Raw genomic sequence first — 18,688 nt, 5'->3', positions numbered from 1 at the left:
TAGAGCAGTGACGATATGTCGCAGCGGAATCTATCGCGCTGATTTTATGGGTAAACCCGGTGCAAGTAAAATTTCTGCAGCAAATTTATTCGTAAGATTAAGAACAAAAATCTTTCGTAACAGGCTGCAGGCCACGCAGGCCGGGCATTGCCCCGGGTTCTGTTAATTATGTTTCTTGTAAAACGTAATGAACCAGCAACTTCGTAATGATAATTAATATCATTTGAGGTGGTGCGATTAGTCCTACTGTTCGAGTCAACTACAAAGTTGTGCAACATGGTCGTCACCCGCAAGTTTCCACACCCTGTGTTTTAACCTGTTTTTTCTTGCCCCGCCGCGCTCTGGGTCAAGGCTTTTGCCGGTTGCCTGGTGTAGGCCGAGGCGGCAATCGCCCATTGCCCCAGCCAGTAGGCAATGATGATCAGGTACTGGGCGGCGCCGAACGGGCTGACGAAGCGGTCGATGCCGATCAGGCTGTCGGAAAACACGAAAGACACCGCGCCCAGCGCTGCCAGGCCGCCACAGGCCAGGGCGCGCCAGAGCATGGCGCTGATGGCCAGGGCGTACACGGTGACCGGTATCAGCAGTTCACCCAGGCCGGAGCTGATCAGCAGCCCCAGCAGTAACGCGCCGACAATCGCCGAACCGAGCAGGGCCGCGGGCGCCAGCTGGCGGTTCTCACCCAGGTAGCCGCGCAGGTAGGCCAGGTGCGCGCAGAGAAAGGCCGCCAGGCCAAACACGAACAGGTCGCCCGGTACGGCCAGGAGGATGTCGCCGAGCAAGGAGAAGCCCAGGCCAATGATGATCCAGCGCCGGTAGGGGGTTGGCTCTGCGGTGCTAAGCCAGTAGATCAGCGCCAGCACCGGGATCGGCTTGACCGCCAGCCCCAGCAGTGCATTGGCGCTGGCCAGTGCATATATATAGAAGGCTGCGCCCAGCAGGGCCAGGCAGAGCAGGGTGACAGGGCGGGACATGGCCGATCCTTGGTGTTGTTGTGCACCTAGCATAGCCTGTAGGAGCGGGCTTGACCCGCGATAGCGGTCAATCAGCAACATCGCTATCGCGGGGCAAGCCCGCTCCCACAAAAAACAAAACCCGGGGCCCCATCACAGGCCCCGGGTCTTGCGTGTTACCCGAATGTCAGCAACCGATCAGCGATCAGTGGAACTGTTCTTCTTCAGTCGAACCGGTCAGTGCGGTTACCGAAGACTTGCCACCCTGGATCACGGTGGTCATGTCGTCGAAGTAGCCGGTGCCGACTTCCTGCTGGTGGGCGACGAAGGTGTAGCCTTTCGAGGCGTCAGCGAACTCTTGCTCTTGCAGCTTGACGTAGGCGGTCATGTCGTTGCGGGCGTAGTCGTGCGCCAGGTTGAACATGCCGTGCCACATGTTGTGGATGCCGGCCAGGGTGATGAACTGGTGCTTGTAGCCCATGGCCGACAGTTCGCGCTGGAACTTGGCGATGGTGGCGTCGTCCAGGTTCTTCTTCCAGTTGAAGGAAGGCGAGCAGTTGTACGACAGGATCTGGTCCGGGTATTCCTTCTTGATCGCTTCGGCGAAGCGACGGGCTTCGTCCAGGTCGGCACGAACCTTGTAGAAACCTTCCTGAGTGCGTTCGTCGACCACGAATGGCTGATCGTACGGGTCGCAGTCGCTGGTAAGCAAGTCAGCGGCATTGGCGTCGGTACGGGTCATGCTGTGGTGGTAAGCCAGCACCATTACTTCGTCGGTATGGCCTGACTGATGTTTGTTGTCGATGGGGCGGGGTTGAATAGGCCGTTGGAGTCAGTCTCTAAGACTTGCTGATGATGGTCATTCAGCCTGGGTTCGCCATACGTGTCACTCCTTTTTCAGGCAGGCAATGTCTTGTAAAGAGGGAAGGTCAACTGTAGGGGGTGAAAGATACATCCCTTTGCATGGGAGCGTAAATCTTGGCCATTGATTAGGGCTGGAGTTTGGCTTGTTTGAAGCTTGGTGTCGTGTTGGTATTAGCGTGATGTTACAGGCGGTTTTTACATTGGTTGTGTTGGTTCGTCACTTGAGGCGGGTTGACGGGAGTGTGTATTGGGTTGATTTATGTGTAAGGGTTTTCACTCAAACGCTTAGGATGTTTCTTTATTGTCAATTTGGTTTGGATGTGAAAGGCTGGTGTTGTTCGATTGCTGTGGTGGGGCTTATTTATTTTCCATATGCGATTTTCAAGGGGCGTGTATGTCAGGGCAGAAAAATAAGTATATAAATACTGCTAGAACCGTTGAAATTGGAAATCCCTCGTGGGCGCTTGCGCAGGGCTCGGGGTTGACCGATTTGAGTGTTAAGCATGTGCGAGAAGTTCGCATGGAAGATCAGAATGGTCATGTATTCATGAATATGTGTTCCTGTTCATATCTAGGGCTTGAGCTTGATGAGCGCTTGGCGCGGCGCGCTGCGGATTATGTGCTGAGTTGCGGTACTATCAATCTACCTACGTCGCGTATCAGAATAAGGTTGCGAGAGCTTGATGAGCTGGAGGAGGCCTTGTCGACGCATTTCAATTGTTGCGCATTCACAGCGACTTCCTGCAGTGCAGGTATCGTGGCGTCTTTGCCATTGCTCGCTGCAGGCATGTTCACTGAGGGGCAGCGTCCTTTTTTGATTTTTGATAAGCATGCTCATTTTTCGCTTAATCAGGTTAAAGCTATTTGTGGTGACGAAACACAAGTGGTTACCTGTAATCACAATGATGTCGAGTTCATTGAGGATATGTGCAAGCGCTATCCTCTGGTTGCCTATGTTGCTGATGGTGCTTACAGTATGGGTGGAAGTGCACCGGTTGAGCAATTGTTGGCTCTGCAGGATAGATATGGGTTGTTCCTCTATTTTGATGACTCTCATTCATTGAGTGCTTGTGGGTCGAGGGGTGAAGGTTATATTCGTACTTTCATGCCTGAACTCCATCCTCGGTCGATATTAGTCTATTCTTTGGCGAAAGCATTTGGCGCCAATGGCGGTGGCATATTTATGTCACAAAAGGCTGGTTATCAGGATGTCTTTCGTCGATTTGGCGGACCAATGTCCTACTCGCAATATGTAAATCCAGCCACTATCGGCGCAGCAATGGCTTCGTTAGATATCCACAAGACCAATGAGTTGGGCGCTTTACAGGAAAAACTCAATTCCAATATTTGCCTGTTCGACAGCCTGATCGCAACTGAGTATGCAGGGTCTGAGTTGCCGATTCGGGTGATTCCCCTGGACAGCCCGGATATGGCTGTCGGCGTATCGGAAGGGGTATTCAAACGTGGCTATTACACCTCTGCGGTCTTTTTTCCTATCGTCGCCAGGAACAAGTCGGGGTTGCGCGTAATGATGCGTGCCGATATGTCCCATGACGATATCCGGGAGTTCTGCGCGGTCGTTCGCGCTGAAGTCGAGCTGGCCCGGCAGTACCTGCAGCCGGAGAGAGCACGATGACCCAGCCTGCACCGAGAAGTCTGTTGTATTGCTCTGCACTGCACCCTGAACAATATGCTAAGAGTGCCTTGACGGATGTCATGGTGATCGATCTGGAGGACGGCGTCCCCCACGGTCAAAAAGTTGGGGCTCGGGCGTGTGTCGAGCAGTTCTATCGCTCGCAGGTCTCACAACGCACGGCACTGCGCATCAATCCGCTACGTGACAACGAAGGATTGCTCGACTTGTTGCTAGTCCAATCGCTTGAGCAGCGCCCTGAATTCATCATTATGGCAATGACTGAAGCCGCGGCTGAAATAGACGTGGTGCGCGCCAATTTAATGCGGGATGGAGAAAGCCCGAAAATACTGGTTACGGTCGAAACGCCGGCGTGTCTAAAGGATATCTACGCCATGGCATCCGGTGCTGACGGTTTGATCTTTGGTTCGGCAGACTACGCTGCCAGCCTAGGGGTGCAGATTGGTGGGTGGGCCAACATCCTGCATGCACGTGTCAGTATCATCGCTGCGGCCAGTGTTGCAGGCATTCCTGCCTTCGACACCGCTTACTTCAACCTCGAAGACGATGTTGGCCTGATGAAGGAATGTCAGGACACGCGGGAGTTGGGTTTCAGTGGCAAGACCTCCATTCATCCACGGCAAATACCCATTATCAATGAAGCGTTCACCCCGTCTCAGGCTGAGTACGAGCACGCCTTGGCGGTGGTGCAGGCTGCGGACAACAGCGGTGAAAAAATCACCCGGTTAAAGAACCTCATGGTGGGGCCGCCGTTTGTAAAGCAAGCCAGAAAACTGATCCAGCGTGCTCGGGATCTGGGGCTTTGAGGAGAGAAATATGGAACCGATGATTCCGGCTCATGAGCGGATCGGTGCAAATCGCTACCGTGAGTCTTTTGGTCTGCATTACGAAGAATTTGTGGTGGGCGACGTGTTCGAGCATCGGCCCGGTCGCACAGTGACAGAGCTTGATAACATCTGGCAGTCGCTGATGAACATGAATAGCCATCCTGCTCATATCGATCTCGCATATGCACAGCGCACCGAGTTCGAGAGGTTGCTGGTCAATAGTTCGGTAACGTTGTCGATTGTCAGTGGGATGACCGTTGCGACAATGAGTGCCCGTGCGATAGCCAATCTGGGCTGGGATGAGGTTCGTCTCCCCAACCCTGTCTTTGTCGGCGATACGTTGTACGCCGAGAGCGAGGTTGTCTCCAAGCGAGAGTCCCGATCGCGTCCTGGTCAGGGCATAGTCACCATCAAGGTTGTTGGGCGCAAGCAGGATGGCAGTTGCGTGATTACTTACCTGCGCACCTTTCTGGTTCCCAGGCAAGGGCAGTCTCAGGACTACCCCATCGGCTAGCTTTCCGTCTTCGACGGTGTTTCGATCATAGCGCTTAACGGGGGATGTCATGAGCAAGCTGGCCGTGATCACCGGTGGTAATTCGGGTATTGGTGAAGCCTGTGCCTGGCGCTTTGTCAGGGAAGGGTATGAGGTCGTTATCTGTGGGCGCCGGAAGGCACACAACCATGATCTGTGCGAGCGCATTCGGGTCGCTGGAGGACGGGCTCTTGGATATGCCGTGGACCTGCGAGACGCTCGTGCACTCGCAGATGTTTTTCAGCAGATTGCGCTGAATCATTCACCGGTTACGTGCCTGGTAAACAGTATTGGTATAGAAGGTACGCCGTTTACGTTGACCGAGGATTACTGTGACACGGTTTTCGATGATGTCATAGCAACCAATGTCAAGGCGCCGTGGCAATGCATGAAGGCCGTTTTACCGGCGATGCGGTCTGCTGGCTCGGGCAGTATTGTCAATGTGGCGTCATTAGCGGGGATTCGGGCCAGCGCCACCGGTGGTTCGGTGTACTCCGCAAGCAAGCATGCACTTGTGGGTATGACTCGCTCTGCAGCTCGGGAGTATGCGCCTTTCGGCATTCGGATAAACGCGGTGTGTCCTGCCTTTGTCCGCACGCCGTTATCGGAAAGTATTTTGGGGGACAGCCTGGAAGTGGTGGGCAGCTCACCCCCTCTCAATCGTATCTGCGAGGCAGAGGAGGTAGCCAACGCAGTGTATTGGTTGAGCTCTCCGGATGCGTCGTTTATCACCGGGATTGCAATGCCGGTGGATGGGGGCACTCGAGCATAAGTGCTGCTGGTTGAGGATGGCCAGTCATTTCGAAAAGCATGATGAAATAGGGATAAAGCATGCTGCTTCTTAATCGCGAAGACATCACGAGATGTGTCGAACTGCCAAAGCTTGTACGCGCACTTGAAGACGCTCACAGAGGGTTTGCACGTTCGGCTCCCGTGGTGCCGCAGCGCTCGATCATTACCCACGAGCGACAAAAGGCATTCTCTTTGTTCATGCCGGCCTATCTGCCTGGGAACCAGACACTGGGAGTAAAAGTGTCGTCGTTTCACCCCGGCAACGTTATGCACGGACTGTCGACCGTCAACGGTGCAGTCTTGTTGATTGATGTTGAAACCGGGAGGTTGCTGGCGATGTTGGACAGTGGGCTTCTGACCGCCCTCCGAACCAGTGCCATGAGTGCGCTGGCGACGGACAAGCTTTGTCCGCAGCGGCGAATCAGGCTGGCGGTGGTGGGTGCCGGTGTTCAGGCCGAGGCACATATCAAGGCAATGGCCGCTATCAGGGAGGTGGGACAGGTGAAAATATTTTCCCGTCGCCCGGCCCACAGTGCCGCTTTGGCCGAGCGTCTGAGCATCGAGCTAATGCTGCCTATCGAAGCGACCCACAGCATGCAGGAAGCGCTGTTCGACGCGGACGTAGTCTGCACTACCACCTCCCATGAAAGTCCGCAGCCCTTGATCAAGGCACATCAACTCAACCCCCGTGCCCATATCAATGCCATTGGTGGCAGTACGGTGCATGCGTGTGAGATTGATCCTCGCTTACTCGGCAATGCACAGGTTTATGTCGATCATTTGAGGGCCGCCTGTCGCGAGTCGGGGGAAATCACTCAGGCATTGGCATGGTCGGTGATTGATGTGAAAGACATTCGGGAGATCGGTGATTTGGTCATCGATCAGCCATCGCCGGTTATGCATAAAGACGGTCTGAGTTATTTCCGCAGTGTCGGACATGCCAGCCAGGACATGGTGGTCGCTGCCTGCATATATTACATGGCCAGAGCAGAACAGATTGGTAAGCAATGCGACTACCTCAGCACCTGAGCGTTTCCGGCAAGAAATCTGGAACCAATAGTGCTCCTGACACATAAGGAAGAGATGTCCATGAACATTCTGATAATCGATTCACAGCGAGTGAACTATGTCGGCCCTGGAGAGTATGTGTCGGGAGCTGAGCAGCAGAGTTACAGTCTTGAAGTCACATCCCAAGCTTCTGATGAGCAACTGTCCCGGGCCGACGGGATCATCGCCTTCCATTCGGTTGTCATTGATGCATCGCTGGTTGCGAGGATGCACCGTTGTCGCGCGTTGGTGAAGGCGACCATTGGCCTTGATGAGGTGGATGTCGAGGCTCTGAGCGCGAAAGGCATTCTTTGCTCCAATATCGGCTCTGTGGGTGCGGAGGAGGTCGCGGAGCACGCCATGGCATTGATTCTATTCGCCCAGCGCAAGCTTTTCGACTACGCCAGGCATACCCGCCAGGGAGGCTGGAGCTGGCGAGCGCATACCGGCGAGATCAAAGCCTGCGGCGACACGGTTCTGGGGTTGGTCGGTTATGGGGCAACGGCACGCGCTTTGGCACGTAGAGCTGCGGCAATGGGCTACCGAATCTGTTTCTACGATCCTTGGGTCGAACGCTGTGCCGAGGACATTGCACAATGCGGCACACTTGAGTCGTTGCTCGAAGTGGCCGACGTCATATCGCTGCATCTGCCTCTTACGAATGATACAGAGAACTTGTTGAGCGACGCGTGCTTTTCGCGAATGAAGCGCGGTATGACCTTCGTCAATACCGCACGCGGGGGAATCGTCGATACCAAGGCTTTGCTCCGCGCTCTGCAGTCCGGGGTGGTGTCCATGGCGCTGCTTGATGTCGTGCAAGAGGAACCAGCACCTCCTCAAGCCCTATTAGAGCATGAACGTGTGCTATTGACGCCACATGCCGCATTTTACAGCGAGCGTTCGTTGGCTCAGTTGAAGGCCGATGCCCTGGAAACGATGCTGAGTCTGTTAAATGGAGAGCATGTCAAAAGCGTGGTCAATACCGATTGCGTATCGGTGGAGGCAAAGGGATATGCCTGAATTGCAACTAACGGGGCTTGAATCTTCCTTGGTCGGATTGCCAGCCTGGTTCGACCTTGAGGTTGGTATGAGTATTCTCCGATACGGCCAGCGTTTGGCGGCGCGACAACTCTTGGTCAATACCTTGGGCAATATCGCGGTACGCAGTCACTGTCCGCACTGGCAACGTGAAGTGGTCTACACCAAGCACCGTGGCGTCTCGCTGGAGGAGTGCGGCTTAGAGCATTTGGCTGTGCTGGATATGCAATCCGATGAGCTTCTGCACGGTCGATTCAGGCCTAGTCTTGGGCATCAGATGCACCGCGAAATCATGCGTTGTCGACCTGATGTCAATGCTACGGTACATATTCATCCTAATGATGTTATCGCCTTCTTTTCAGTTATGCAGTGGAGCAAGATGGAATACGTGTCGAACGACACAGCATTGGTGATGGGCAAACCACCCTACATTCTCGGCGAGGGTGTTAATGTCGAGTTGGATGTCAGCATTATCAGCCGCTGTGCAGATGACACGAACTGTATTGTGATGCCCAGTCACGGCATTACCTGCTTTGGTCGTGACCTTTCCGAAGCGTTTCATCGTGCTGTGGCGTTCACTGCGGAGATTAGTCGGTTGATCACCAGCCAGTGTTTGTCGGCGGCCACAGGGCGGTCGGTGGTGTATGCCAGCGGCGAAGAGGTCAGGCATATGTATGAGCTAGGCGAGCAGGTGATCTACGGCGGGATGCACACATGAAAATTCACGAGCATATATCGCGTTCCGGATTATGGAAGGCGCCAGAACGCGATCTTTCATCGATGCTGCTGGATTTGAACGAAAACCAGTTTTTGCACGAGTTCTTGGCACGATTCATCTCCACGGAATTGAAACCGGGAGATCTGTTCACTTATCCTAATTATCGGCCATTATTGGATGAGCTGGCGGCATATTGCAGAGTATCAAGTGACAGTTTGCTGCTCACGAACGGGGCGGATCAGGCCATCGACTTAGTGATACGGTTGCTGTTTTCTCCAGGGGATCGGGTAGTGGTGCCTTCTCCGGTCTTTTCCTTCTATTACCAGATGCTCGACATCAATGGCGTGGAGCCGGTGATTGTGGGCTTTGAGAAGCAGGAACAAGGCTTTGCGCTGTCAACCGACGCGGTACTCGAAGCCTTACAGGCGAGCCAAGGCCTTGTACTGTGCAACCCCAACAATCCCCTGGGAGTGCGACTCGATCCTGAGCAATTGTCATCACTGCTCGAGGTGTGCGTCAGCCAAGACAAGCCGATGATCGTTGATGAGTGTTACTTTGAGTACCTGCAGCAATCGTGTCTCACCTCCTTCAGCGAGGTCAGACAGCTATTCATCATTCGCTCGTTCTCGAAGTATTTCGGTCTTGCCGGGTTGCGCCTGGGGTATGTGGTTACGCGACCGGTGTCAATTCGCGAGCTGATGAAAGTGCGCGGGCCCTGGGATGTAAACCATGTTGCGGTAAAGGCTGCACTGTTCTGTTTGCAAAACCGGGACGCATTGCAAATGGCTCACAATAAGCTCGCCAAGATAAAGAGTGACATTATTGAAGTCTGCCGGGCTAATGCGATTACTGTGTATGACAGCGATACAAACTTTCTGTTGATGCAGGATCAACAAGACGGTCGTTTGGCCAAATCATTCGCTCAAGCCAATATTCGCGTAAGTGACTGTTCGCAGTACCCTCATAGCTTCGGACTACTTTGCAATATGTTGCGTGTTGCCATTCCTGTGTCATCGGACCTGAAGGCCTTTCTGATCGCAATACTTCGTGGCAGTGAAAGTTCTACTTGTTTGGATAGCGTGAAAATAGTTGATCGGTAAAGCTTGCTGGTGCGGGTTTCACTGAGTGAACACTGAAGCTCATGGTATTTTCAAATGGGCGCATCAGAGCGATTTGATCAATGTAGATGAGGTGCTCATTTAGCACTTAAATCCGATGGGTAGGAGCAGCTGTTGAGCACTCATCTTCAGGGCGGAGCCTTTTTATCTTTGAAACCCTATGGATAGGGAGAGGAGGCAAGATGAAATATATTTTTGTTGCTGGAAGCAAGGAATCAGCATTGCCGAGAGTTCGCCTTGGTTTCACTGGCAAGGCAGGCTCCAATCACTTTGGTTGGCAAGAGTTTGTCCGAGTGGGCATTGCACACCTGTGCGGCGTCAAGGTGACCTTCACGTGAAACGATGGCTGAAAGGATCCGGTTTGGCGGCTGGGATGCGCAACATCATTTTGCTTCGAGTGCTGTTCGTCATGGCGAACGCCTTGGGGCCTTTTGCTGCCTTGTTTTTTCAGCGTAATTATCAGCTCGACAGTTCAGCAGTTGCATTAGTAGTCACGCTGATGTCAGCCTCCTATCTTGTTGGAAACCTGCTGGGCGGAGTCTTGGTCGGGCGTTGCTCCTTTCGCGGGTTGCTGATCGGCACATCATTCTGCTCGTCTGTTTGTTTGTTGTTCGCAGCCGTGCTCAGCTCATCAACCGCTTCCATTGTGATGGTGCTGTTGTTCATGCTGTGCGCGGGATTAATCACGCCGGTATTCAGTGTTCTGACCTCCTTGGTAGTCGACGAAAGCAACCGTATCTCTTCCTTTGGCTATTTGCACCTGGCCAGCAACCTGGGAGCTGCGCTGTTGTTTGTGGTGGGGGGGTATCTGCTCGGCCTGGACAGTCACTACCTGATGAGTTTCTCGATGGTCGTGAGTGTGTTGTGCTTTTTGGCGAGCCTTTTTCTGACTCTGCCCAAGCGCTCGGAAGGTATGCGCCAAGCCGGGAGGGCTTCTTTCGGCGCAATTGCCGATGTGCCTCGGATTGTGATTGCCGCAGGGGCTATGTTCTTTGCATTGTCGGTGCTGGATGCACAGCGTGAGTACCAATTGCCTTTATGGCTTGATGTGGTGACGGTAGGTCAGGCTGCCACCGTGTTCAGTGCAGTAGGCATCGTCAATGCGTTGTTGGTAATCCTGTTGACGCAACCACTGATTGTATTGACCTCACGTTTCGGGGTGCTCACCAATTTGTCCATGGCTGCGTTCTTTTATGGCATCGGCTTTGGAGCCTATGCGTTTTTCGAACAGACAGCGCTAATACTGTCGTTTGTCTTTTCGTGGACGCTGGGTGAGATTCTGGGCATTACCTACATCACTGCGTTGATTTCACAGAAAGCGCCGCTGCAAATCCAGGCCAGCCTCTTCTCTCTTATTCCGATCCTGTTGGCGAGTGCGAAGGTGGTCTCTGTCGGGCTGGGTGCCTCTTTGATCTCGTGGGGAGGATTTCAGCTGAGCTGGAGTCTTTATGGGCTGTTGGGCCTCTTGTTCGGGGGAGGCTGTCTTGTAGTTCTTGCCTCGGTCGGCAAGGGGCCTTGCGTTTCTTCGGGTGACCGTTGACGCAGGCGTACGAAGTCAACCGGCGCGCTGTAAAGACCAGCAGAAGGAGGTGTGCTCAGGATCAATGCGACGATGCAGGGCTCATATGAACGGCTACACACGAATTACCCGTCCTTGGTTAAAACCCGTGACTTCGAGGAGGTCGACGTAACAGTCAGGCTGACTTGTTCTTTCCGGTACTGGTCAACGGTTATCAGTTTCTTGTTGCGTCGCTACTTATCGCGACAAGCCCATGTTTAATTTTGACCTTGCTGTTTTCTTCAACCCGAGGTCACGGTGCATGAGGCCAAGCATAGTCTGCTACGTCTCGAACTATGAAAAATAATATATAGGGTAAGTCCGGGCAGTGTTTGTGGGTATTTCCTGCGATCTGCAACGACTCGATCACCTGCATCAATCTATTTAACCGAGATATAAACTTCATCGGATGCCCAGAGTCTGACCGACTGGCTGGGCACGCAGAGGGCGCTGCGAGGAGAGGAATGGCTAAAGATTCAAAATCTATTTCCAATAAGATCTTAATCAGTTGCTAACTTTGGGGCGAGCGACTTATTGTCGTTAGCCCCTGCATATAGGGGTAGTCTATGCGACCGCAATATGATCCAGTCTGGGTTGAAAGTACGGCGCAAGCCAAATGGCTTCAAGGTGAGGTGTTCAAGGCGACCGAGGATCAAGGGCGTCCTAAGTTTCATGCTTGCTCGATGTTGCCCTATCCGTCGGGAAAGTTGCATATGGGGCATGTTCGCAACTATACGATCAATGACATGTTGGCGCGTCATTTGCGAATGAAGGGTTTCAATGTGCTGATGCCGATGGGGTGGGATGCGTTCGGCTTGCCGGCAGAGAACGCGGCCATGCAGTCGGGTGTTTCTCCCGCTCAATGGACACGGCTGAACATTGCCGAGATGAAGTCACAGATGCAGCCCCTCGGGCTGGCGTTTGACTGGTCACGGGAAATCGCAACTTGCGATCCGCACTATTACAAGTGGAACCAGTGGTTTTTCCTCAAACTACTTGAAAAGGGCGTGGCCTACAAGAAAACTCAGATAGTCAACTGGGATCCTGTCGATCAGACGGTGTTGGCCAACGAGCAGGTCATCGAGGGGCGAGGCTGGCGTTCGGGAGCGCTGGTCGAGAAGCGGGAAATTCCTGGGTACTACCTGCGTATCACTCAATATGCCAAGGAGTTGCTGTCCGCAATCGACACGCTCGAAGACTGGCCCGACAAGGTTCGCGCGATGCAACGCAACTGGATTGGCAAGATCAGTGGTGTTCGCCTCGCATTCGCCCACCAGATCCGGGATGCCTGCGGGCAACTAATCGATGCAGGCAAGCTCTGGGTTTTCACCGTGCGTGTGGATACGCTGATGGGCGTAACGTTTTGTGCTGTGTCTCCCGAGCATGCAATTGCCAAACGTGCTCTGGAGCTCAATCCAGATCTTGAATCGCAGGTCCGGGCGTGTCGGCAAGTGGCCGGGGCGGACGCGGTAAACAGTGGTCAAGCCAGAATCGGTGTTGCAAGCGGTTTGCAGGTCGAGCACCCGTTGACCGGTGAGTCCGTCGCTCTGTGGATTACCAATTATGTGCTCAGCGAATATGGCGAGGCTGCCTTGATGGCAGTACCTGCCCACGATGAGCGTGACTTTGACTTTGCCAGGCAATATGGTTTGCCTATTCGTCAGGTTATCGCCTGTCCCAATCAGGCCTATGACCCTCACATCTGGTCAGACAGCTACGCCTGTCGTGATGGCCTTCTCATCAGGTCCGGTGTGTACGATGGGTTGACCGTCGTAGATGCTGCCCAGATCATCGTTGCTGCACTAGTCGAGCGTGGGATGGGCGAGGAAATTACCACTTGGCGTCTACGCGACTGGGGGATTTCCCGGCAGCGCTACTGGGGTACCCCAATTCCGATTATCCGTTGTGAGCAATGTGGCGACGTTCCGGTTCCTTATGGGGATCTCCCCGTGGTGCTGCCGACTGAATGCGTTCCCGACGGTAGTTCCAACCCCTTGCTCCAGCATGATGAGTTTCGTCAGGTGGCATGCCCTCGCTGCACGGCGCCGGCGCTACGGGAAACGGACACCATGGATACGTTCGTCGACTCGAGTTGGTATTTCATGCGCTATTGTGATCCTGCCTGTGACAACTCGATGGTGGGGCCTGGCAGTCGATATTGGATGCCAATAGACCAGTACATTGGTGGTATCGAGCATGCGGTGCTGCATTTGCTCTACGCCAGGTTCTGGACTCGTGCGATGCGTGATGAGGGGTTGGTGGAGTTCAGTGAGCCCTTCAAGAGCCTATTCACGCAAGGTATGTTGTTGCATGAAAGTTATTACCGGGAAGATGATGATGGAAGTCGGCGTTGGTTTTACCCTGCGCAGGTGACGGTCTCATACGATGAGAAAGGCCGCCCGGTGCAGGCTACGGCGCTTGAGGATGGCTTACCTGTCACTATTGGTGGCGTGGAAAAAATGTCCAAGTCAAAGAACAACGTCGTTGAGCCGAAGGACATCATCAACAAGTTTGGTGCCGACACGGCCCGTTTGTTCACTATCTTTGCGGGGCCGCCTGACCAGAGTACGATCTGGAGCGACAGTGGTGTGGAAGGCGCTTACCGCTTTCTGCGTCGGCTATGGACTTTTGCCAGCGAAAACCTGTACGGCAGCAGTGCCGAAGACTTTGCTGTGGACGTCGTTGAGTCCAGACGCGTGCGCTTTGAGATGCATCGTTTACTGCAACAGATCAACAACGATTACGAGCGCCTGCGGTACAACACCGTTGTGTCAGGAGCAATGAAAATGCTCAAAGTGTTGGAGGAGGGCAGGTCGGTCGACCCGCAGGTGGCCCGAGAGGGAATGGCGATTCTGTTGCAGGTTTTGCACCCTGTGACGCCACATATCTCCCAGATTCTCTGGGAGGAGTTAGGCTTCAAAGGTAACATTTACGACACTTCGTGGCCTGCTCCTGACAGTGAAGCCTTGAAACAGGATGAAGTGAAAATGATGGTGCAAGTCAACGGCAAGTTGCGCGGAGAAATCATGATCCAGGTCGATGCCGGTGATGAAGCGATACGAAATCGCGCATCATCCGACCCTGCTTTGCGCAGTCACTTGGAAGGCGCCGGAAGGATGATCGTTGTTGCAAACCGCTTGGTGAACTTCATCGTCTAAAAGCCCAGGCTGAAATTTGGTAAAAAAAAACCGGCGCTTTGTGGAAGCGCCGGTTTTTGTTCAGGCCACTAGGCCTGCCCAAATGGGCTAATCAGTGGAACTGCTCTTCTTCAGTCGAACCGGTCAGTGCGGTTACCGAAGACTTGCCACCCTGGATCACGGTGGTCATGTCGTCGAAGTAGCCGGTGCCGACTTCCTGCTGGTGGGCGACGAAGGTGTAGCCTTTCGAGGCGTCAGCGAACTCTTGCTCTTGCAGCTTGACGTAGGCGGTCATGTCGTTGCGGGCGTAGTCGTGCGCCAGGTTGAACATGCCGTGCCACATGTTGTGGATACCGGCCAGGGTGATGAACTGGTGCTTGTAGCCCATGGCCGACAGTTCGCGCTGGAACTTGGCGATGGTGGCGTCGTCCAGGTTCTTCTTCCAGTTGAAGGAAGGCGAGCAGTTGTACGACAGGATCTGGTCCGGGTATTCCTTCTTGATCGCTTCGGCGAAGCGACGGGCTTCGTCCAGGTCCGGCTTGGCGGTTTCACACCAGATCAGGTCGGCGTATGGCGCGTAGGCCAGGCCGCGGGCGATGGCTTGATCGAGGCCGGCGCGAACCTTGTAGAAGCCTTCCTGGGTACGCTCGCCAACCACGAACGGCTGGTCGTACGGGTCGCAGTCGCTGGTCAAGAGGTCAGCGGCGTTGGCGTCGGTACGGGCCAGGATGATGGTCGGTACGCCGGCAACGTCAGCCGCCAGACGGGCAGCGCTCAGCTTCTGTACGGCTTCCTGGGTAGGAACCAGTACCTTGCCGCCCATGTGGCCGCATTTTTTCACCGAGGCCAGCTGGTCTTCGAAGTGCACGCCGGCGGCGCCTGCTTCGATCATGTTCTTCATCAGCTCGTAGGCGTTCAGTACGCCACCGAAACCGGCTTCGGCGTCAGCCACGATCGGCGCGAAGTAGTCGATGTAGCCTTCGTCGCCCGGGTTCTTGCCGGCTTTCCACTGGATCTGGTCAGCGCGACGGAACGAGTTGTTGATGCGCTTGACCACGGTTGGCACCGAGTCCACCGGGTACAGCGACTGGTCCGGGTACATGGATTCGGCCGAGTTGTTGTCGGCAGCCACTTGCCAGCCGGACAGGTAGATGGCCTGGATACCGGCTTTGACCTGTTGTACAGCCTGGCCGCCGGTCAGGGCGCCCATGCAGTTGACGAAATCTTTTTCTGGACGGAAGGACGGGTGTGCGCCCTGGGTGACCAGCTTCCACAGCTTCTCGGCACCCAGACGGGCCAGGGTGTGCTCAGGCTGGATCGAGCCACGCAGACGAACGACATCAGCGGCGGTGTAGGTACGGGTCACGCCTTTCCAGCGCGGGTTCTCGGCCCAGTCTTTTTCGAGGGCTGCAATTTGCTGTTCGCGTGTCAGTGCCATGGAAATAAACCTCGTCGCATCGGTCTTGGGTAAAAATTCTCGCTCTCTACTGCGCAGATCAGAAGCCTGGCAAAGGTCAGTATGGGCGAAATATGCGACGGTCGAACGATGGGGCTCGAAGGGGGAAGTGAGCAGGTGGGCGAGGTTTTCGCTGCAGGGTGGCTCGTGGTTGCCGAACTGCAGTGAACAGTGCTGCCGGGTACCTTTTGATGCGCTTCCGTCCCTCGGGACAACTTCGTTCCAGTCGCAATCTCGTCAAACTGCCTTGTGGGCGGTACAGACACGAGTCGGCTCAGGTGGGTAGGTTAGAGCGCGGCTCGAAAGCCCTTGCCAGGGCCTCTGATTAGCGGGAGCGGGGCCATCATGCCTCGGCGGTTCGGGGTCGTCAAATGTTTTGTAGTGGTTTTTTATCACCACTACATCTTTCGTCTAATGCGACTCCTCAGTCAGTTTCGAGGCCTTTGGTCGAGGCCTTGATTTGTCTGGGTTCAGTCCAAAGCGTCGACTTTTACCCGCAATGTCATGTTTTCACCGCGCTGGGTGCTGTAACTGAGCGCTGAAGCACTGCGTTCGGACTGACTCTGCTGGTTGACCCCGGCCAAGGTGATCCACTCACCGAGCTTGCCGCTGACTTTTGTGTCGGTACTTTGCACCTTCACTACATCAGGACGTTCCTGGCTCATCCGGTCATTGTTGGTACTGATGTTCAGGTGCACGGTGTCGCCAGTAACGCTGGCGGTGACGTAGAAGCCCTGGGTGACGTTGCGGTATTCGGTGTCGCTCTGCACCCGGCCGTAGCCATCGGTACTGGTGCTGGTGATCGGGATGCTCTGGCCGACCTGGATCAGCGCCGGGCTGCCTTCGCTGGCTTGCACCTGTTGCAGGCCGCCTTCGCGGTTGGCGGTGCCGTAGCGGATGACCCGGGCATTGCCGCGGTTGTCCTGGAAGTTGCTGTCGTTGTTGTCGACGCTGATCAGAAGCCTGCGCGGCGCGGTGTCCAGTTGCTGCAGCAGGGTGCGCAGGTCGTCGATGCGTTCGGGTTCGGCGTTGACGATCAGTTTGTTTTCAAAGGCGCTGACGCTGCCGTCCTTGCCGATGAAGGCTTGCGCGGTGGGGAGGATTTCAGCGCTGGTGCGGTGACTCAGCGGCAGGACTTCGGTGGCGGCCAGCGCACTCAGGCTGAACGACAGAAGCAGGGAGGCGAGAAGGGGGCGTAGCGGCATGTCCATGATCTCCGCGGGTGGAACGGACATGATGGCAAATTTGTAGGGGTTTTGCCGCCCTCATCGCGGGTCAAGCCCGCTCCCACTGTGGGAGCGGGCTTGACCCGCGATGCTTTTAGGCCAGCTCGCGCGACTCGCGCACCATGTCCACGTGCGGAATGCCCGCCTCGAGGAACTCTTCGCTGACCACCTTGAAGCCAAGGCGCTCGTAGAACGGCGTGGCATGCACCTGGGCGCTGAGCATCTGCTGTTTGAGGTCGCGGTTCTGTGCTTCGACGATGACCGCCTGCATCAGCGCGTCACCGACCTTCAGCCCGCGCCAGTCCTTGAGCACCGAAACCCGGCCGATCTGGCCGTCAGGCAGCAGGCGCGCGGTGCCGATGGCGTAGTCACCTTCCATGGCGAGGAAATGCACGGCGGTGTTGTCGTCGGCATCCCACTCCAGCTCCGGCGGCACGTTCTGTTCGGCGATGAACACGGCTTCACGAATACGGCGGATGTCAGCGTTGTCTTTTTGCCAGTCGGCGAGACGGACGCGAATCTTATTCATTGGCGAACCCCAGGCTTCCTTGTTTGACCAGTTCGCAGATCAAGGTAATGCCTTGATCGTTTTCAAGCCACTGCTCAAGGTTTTCAATGTGCAACGCGTCGGCGGCGCAGATCAGCTTCAGCAGCTCGCGCAGCTCGCCCGGCAGCAGGCGGCTCTGGCCGCTGGCGAACAGCAGCAGGTTGTCATCGACTTCCGACCAGGCCAGGCGCGCGCTCGGGTTACGGATCAGGATCGCGCCTTCGGCCAGGCTCTCGATCAGGTCGGCTTCGTCCAGCGGCTCGCCGCTGACCAGCTCCGGATAACGCGGCTCGGTCATGAACTGGCCGAACCAGGTCAGCAGCAGGCGCTCGTCGCCCATGTGTTCGGTGAGCAGCTTCTTCAGGCGGTCGAGGGCATCGTGCTGGATCTGGTGCGGGTCGCTGACCGGCTCGGCATCGGCGTCGGTGTAGCGCTCTTCGTCAGGCAGGAACTGGCTGAGGAAGTCGGTGAAGTGGGTCAGCACTTCAGCGGCGCCCGGGGCGCGGAAGCCTACCGAGTAAGTCAGGCAGTCATCTTCGGCAATGCCGTAGTGGGCCAGGCGCGGCGGCAGGTAGAGCATGTCGCCGGGCTCCAGGGTCCACTCCTCGCTCTGCTCGAATTCAGCCAGGATGCGCAGGTCGGCGTGCTCCAGCAGCGGGCTGTCGCTGTCGCACATCTGGCCGATCTTCCAGTTGCGCTTGCCCTGGCCTTGCAGCAGGAACACGTCGTAGTTGTCGAAGTGCGGGCCGACGCTGCCACCGGGCGCGGCGTAGCTGATCATCACATCGTCGATGCGCCAGCTTGGCAGGAAGCGAAAGTGCTCGAGCAGCTCGCCGACTTCCGGCACGAACTGATCGACCGCTTGCACCAGCAGGGTCCAGTCGCGCTCGGGCAGGGTGCTGAAGGCGTCTTCTTCGAACGGGCCGCGGCGCAGCTCCCAAGGGCGCTCGCCATGTTCGATGACCAGGCGCGATTCGACTTCTTCTTCCAGGGCCAGGCCGGCCAGTTCGTCGGCATCGATCGGGCTTTCGAAGTCGGGGAAGGCCTGGCGCACCAGCAGGGGTTTCTTCTGCCAGTAGTCGCGCATGAATTCGCGGGCAGTGAGGCCGCCCAGAAGCTGCAGAGGAGTATCAGGATTCATGTGTAACCTATTGAAAAAAAGTAATTTTCTTTCGGTAATAAAAACGCCCGGCTGAGCCGGGCGTTTACGCGCAGGGCGCA

16 protein-coding genes and 1 pseudogene are annotated in these 18,688 nt (G+C 55.5%); 11 read left to right on the top strand and 6 right to left on the bottom strand.

Annotated elements, in window-relative coordinates; genetic code table 11:
• Window positions 1-311 precede the first annotated feature (311 nt).
• Both JYG36_RS17735 and JYG36_RS17730 read right to left on the bottom strand, forming a co-directional pair.
• Window positions 312-974 (bottom strand): lysoplasmalogenase, encoded by a 663-nt coding sequence (locus JYG36_RS17735; protein WP_213601884.1) that lies wholly within the window; start codon window positions 972-974, stop codon window positions 312-314.
• Window positions 975-1,158: 184 nt separating this feature from the next.
• Window positions 1,159-1,695, bottom strand: a pseudogene (locus JYG36_RS17730) (beta/alpha barrel domain-containing protein); the annotation flags it as partial.
• Between the two features lie 516 nt (window positions 1,696-2,211).
• On the opposite strand from JYG36_RS17730, the gene JYG36_RS17725 reads away from it, so the two are divergent.
• The 11 genes from JYG36_RS17725 (at window position 2,212) to leuS (ending at window position 14,259) form a co-directional block, all read left to right on the top strand.
• The gene (locus JYG36_RS17725; RefSeq protein ID WP_213601882.1) at window positions 2,212-3,453 is read left to right on the top strand and encodes an aminotransferase class I/II-fold pyridoxal phosphate-dependent enzyme; all 1,242 of its coding nucleotides are present in this window, start codon (window positions 2,212-2,214) and stop codon (window positions 3,451-3,453) included.
• Window positions 3,450-4,277 (top strand): HpcH/HpaI aldolase/citrate lyase family protein, encoded by an 828-nt coding sequence (locus tag JYG36_RS17720; RefSeq protein ID WP_213601880.1) that lies wholly within the window; start codon window positions 3,450-3,452, stop codon window positions 4,275-4,277. The genes JYG36_RS17725 and JYG36_RS17720 overlap by 4 nt, the downstream gene beginning before the upstream one ends.
• 10 nt (window positions 4,278-4,287) lie before the next feature.
• Window positions 4,288-4,812 (top strand): MaoC family dehydratase, encoded by a 525-nt coding sequence (locus JYG36_RS17715; RefSeq protein ID WP_213601878.1) that lies wholly within the window; start codon window positions 4,288-4,290, stop codon window positions 4,810-4,812.
• 49 nt (window positions 4,813-4,861) lie between these two features.
• Window positions 4,862-5,602, top strand: coding sequence for an SDR family NAD(P)-dependent oxidoreductase (locus JYG36_RS17710; protein ID WP_213601876.1), 741 nt, complete (start codon window positions 4,862-4,864; stop codon window positions 5,600-5,602).
• A 59-nt stretch (window positions 5,603-5,661) separates the two neighbouring features.
• Window positions 5,662-6,651, top strand: a complete 990-nt coding sequence (locus tag JYG36_RS17705; RefSeq protein ID WP_213601875.1) for an ornithine cyclodeaminase family protein — start codon at window positions 5,662-5,664, stop codon at window positions 6,649-6,651.
• Window positions 6,652-6,711: 60 nt separating this feature from the next.
• Window positions 6,712-7,689 (top strand): NAD(P)-dependent oxidoreductase, encoded by a 978-nt coding sequence (locus JYG36_RS17700; protein WP_213601874.1) that lies wholly within the window; start codon window positions 6,712-6,714, stop codon window positions 7,687-7,689.
• The gene (locus JYG36_RS17695; protein ID WP_213601873.1) at window positions 7,682-8,425 is read left to right on the top strand and encodes a class II aldolase/adducin family protein; all 744 of its coding nucleotides are present in this window, start codon (window positions 7,682-7,684) and stop codon (window positions 8,423-8,425) included. The genes JYG36_RS17700 and JYG36_RS17695 overlap by 8 nt, the downstream gene beginning before the upstream one ends.
• Complete coding sequence (locus JYG36_RS17690; protein ID WP_213601872.1) at window positions 8,422-9,525, top strand: pyridoxal phosphate-dependent aminotransferase; 1,104 nt, start codon at window positions 8,422-8,424, stop codon at window positions 9,523-9,525. Before JYG36_RS17695 ends, JYG36_RS17690 begins: the two co-directional genes overlap by 4 nt.
• Before the next feature lie 200 nt (window positions 9,526-9,725).
• Complete coding sequence (locus JYG36_RS17685; RefSeq protein ID WP_213601871.1) at window positions 9,726-9,881, top strand: hypothetical protein; 156 nt, start codon at window positions 9,726-9,728, stop codon at window positions 9,879-9,881.
• The gene (locus JYG36_RS17680) at window positions 9,878-11,083 is read left to right on the top strand and encodes an MFS transporter (protein ID WP_249744363.1); all 1,206 of its coding nucleotides are present in this window, start codon (window positions 9,878-9,880) and stop codon (window positions 11,081-11,083) included. The genes JYG36_RS17685 and JYG36_RS17680 overlap by 4 nt, the downstream gene beginning before the upstream one ends.
• Window positions 11,084-11,667: 584 nt before the next feature.
• Window positions 11,668-14,259 carry a leucine--tRNA ligase gene (gene leuS / locus JYG36_RS17675; RefSeq protein WP_213601869.1) on the top strand — a complete coding sequence of 864 codons (2,592 nt, stop codon included), beginning with the start codon at window positions 11,668-11,670 and terminating at the stop codon, window positions 14,257-14,259.
• Between the two features lie 91 nt (window positions 14,260-14,350).
• Here leuS and aceA read toward each other — a convergent pair whose 3' ends face one another.
• The 4 genes from aceA to JYG36_RS17655 form a co-directional block, all read right to left on the bottom strand.
• Complete coding sequence (gene aceA, locus JYG36_RS17670) at window positions 14,351-15,676, bottom strand: isocitrate lyase (RefSeq protein WP_038996041.1); 1,326 nt, start codon at window positions 15,674-15,676, stop codon at window positions 14,351-14,353.
• Between the two features lie 488 nt (window positions 15,677-16,164).
• On the bottom strand, window positions 16,165-16,899 hold the full coding sequence (locus tag JYG36_RS17665) for a secretin N-terminal domain-containing protein (RefSeq protein ID WP_045201505.1): 735 nt from the start codon (window positions 16,897-16,899) through the stop codon (window positions 16,165-16,167).
• Window positions 16,900-17,014: 115 nt separating this feature from the next.
• Window positions 17,015-17,449: a GNAT family N-acetyltransferase gene (locus JYG36_RS17660; RefSeq protein WP_038996039.1), complete on the bottom strand. Its 435-nt coding sequence runs from the start codon at window positions 17,447-17,449 to the stop codon at window positions 17,015-17,017.
• Window positions 17,442-18,608 carry a ribosomal protein uL16 3-hydroxylase gene (locus JYG36_RS17655; protein WP_123567418.1) on the bottom strand — a complete coding sequence of 389 codons (1,167 nt, stop codon included), beginning with the start codon at window positions 18,606-18,608 and terminating at the stop codon, window positions 17,442-17,444. The genes JYG36_RS17660 and JYG36_RS17655 overlap by 8 nt, the downstream gene beginning before the upstream one ends.
• Window positions 18,609-18,688: the final 80 nt, after the last annotated feature.

Origin of the sequence: Pseudomonas sp. SORT22 (assembly GCF_018417635.1) — a bacterium.
Classification (GTDB): Bacteria; Pseudomonadota; Gammaproteobacteria; order Pseudomonadales; family Pseudomonadaceae; genus Aquipseudomonas.
This window is presented reverse-complemented; position numbering and strand designations above follow the sequence as displayed.

Excerpts from the sequence above, each read along its gene's own strand:
- JYG36_RS17735 (WP_213601884.1), bottom strand. The coding sequence starts at position 974 with ATGTCCCGCCCTGTCACCCTGCTCTGCCTGGCCCTGCTGGGCGCAGCC.
- JYG36_RS17725 (WP_213601882.1), top strand. The coding sequence starts at position 2,212 with ATGTCAGGGCAGAAAAATAAGTATATAAATACTGCTAGAACCGTTGAA.
- JYG36_RS17720 (WP_213601880.1), top strand. The coding sequence starts at position 3,450 with ATGACCCAGCCTGCACCGAGAAGTCTGTTGTATTGCTCTGCACTGCAC.
- JYG36_RS17715 (WP_213601878.1), top strand. The coding sequence starts at position 4,288 with ATGGAACCGATGATTCCGGCTCATGAGCGGATCGGTGCAAATCGCTAC.
- JYG36_RS17710 (WP_213601876.1), top strand. The coding sequence starts at position 4,862 with ATGAGCAAGCTGGCCGTGATCACCGGTGGTAATTCGGGTATTGGTGAA.
- JYG36_RS17705 (WP_213601875.1), top strand. The coding sequence starts at position 5,662 with ATGCTGCTTCTTAATCGCGAAGACATCACGAGATGTGTCGAACTGCCA.
- JYG36_RS17700 (WP_213601874.1), top strand. The coding sequence starts at position 6,712 with ATGAACATTCTGATAATCGATTCACAGCGAGTGAACTATGTCGGCCCT.
- JYG36_RS17695 (WP_213601873.1), top strand. The coding sequence starts at position 7,682 with ATGCCTGAATTGCAACTAACGGGGCTTGAATCTTCCTTGGTCGGATTG.
- JYG36_RS17690 (WP_213601872.1), top strand. The coding sequence starts at position 8,422 with ATGAAAATTCACGAGCATATATCGCGTTCCGGATTATGGAAGGCGCCA.
- JYG36_RS17685 (WP_213601871.1), top strand. The coding sequence starts at position 9,726 with ATGAAATATATTTTTGTTGCTGGAAGCAAGGAATCAGCATTGCCGAGA.
- leuS (WP_213601869.1), top strand. The coding sequence starts at position 11,668 with ATGCGACCGCAATATGATCCAGTCTGGGTTGAAAGTACGGCGCAAGCC.
- aceA (WP_038996041.1), bottom strand. The coding sequence starts at position 15,676 with ATGGCACTGACACGCGAACAGCAAATTGCAGCCCTCGAAAAAGACTGG.
- JYG36_RS17665 (WP_045201505.1), bottom strand. The coding sequence starts at position 16,899 with ATGCCGCTACGCCCCCTTCTCGCCTCCCTGCTTCTGTCGTTCAGCCTG.
- JYG36_RS17660 (WP_038996039.1), bottom strand. The coding sequence starts at position 17,449 with ATGAATAAGATTCGCGTCCGTCTCGCCGACTGGCAAAAAGACAACGCT.
- JYG36_RS17655 (WP_123567418.1), bottom strand. The coding sequence starts at position 18,608 with ATGAATCCTGATACTCCTCTGCAGCTTCTGGGCGGCCTCACTGCCCGC.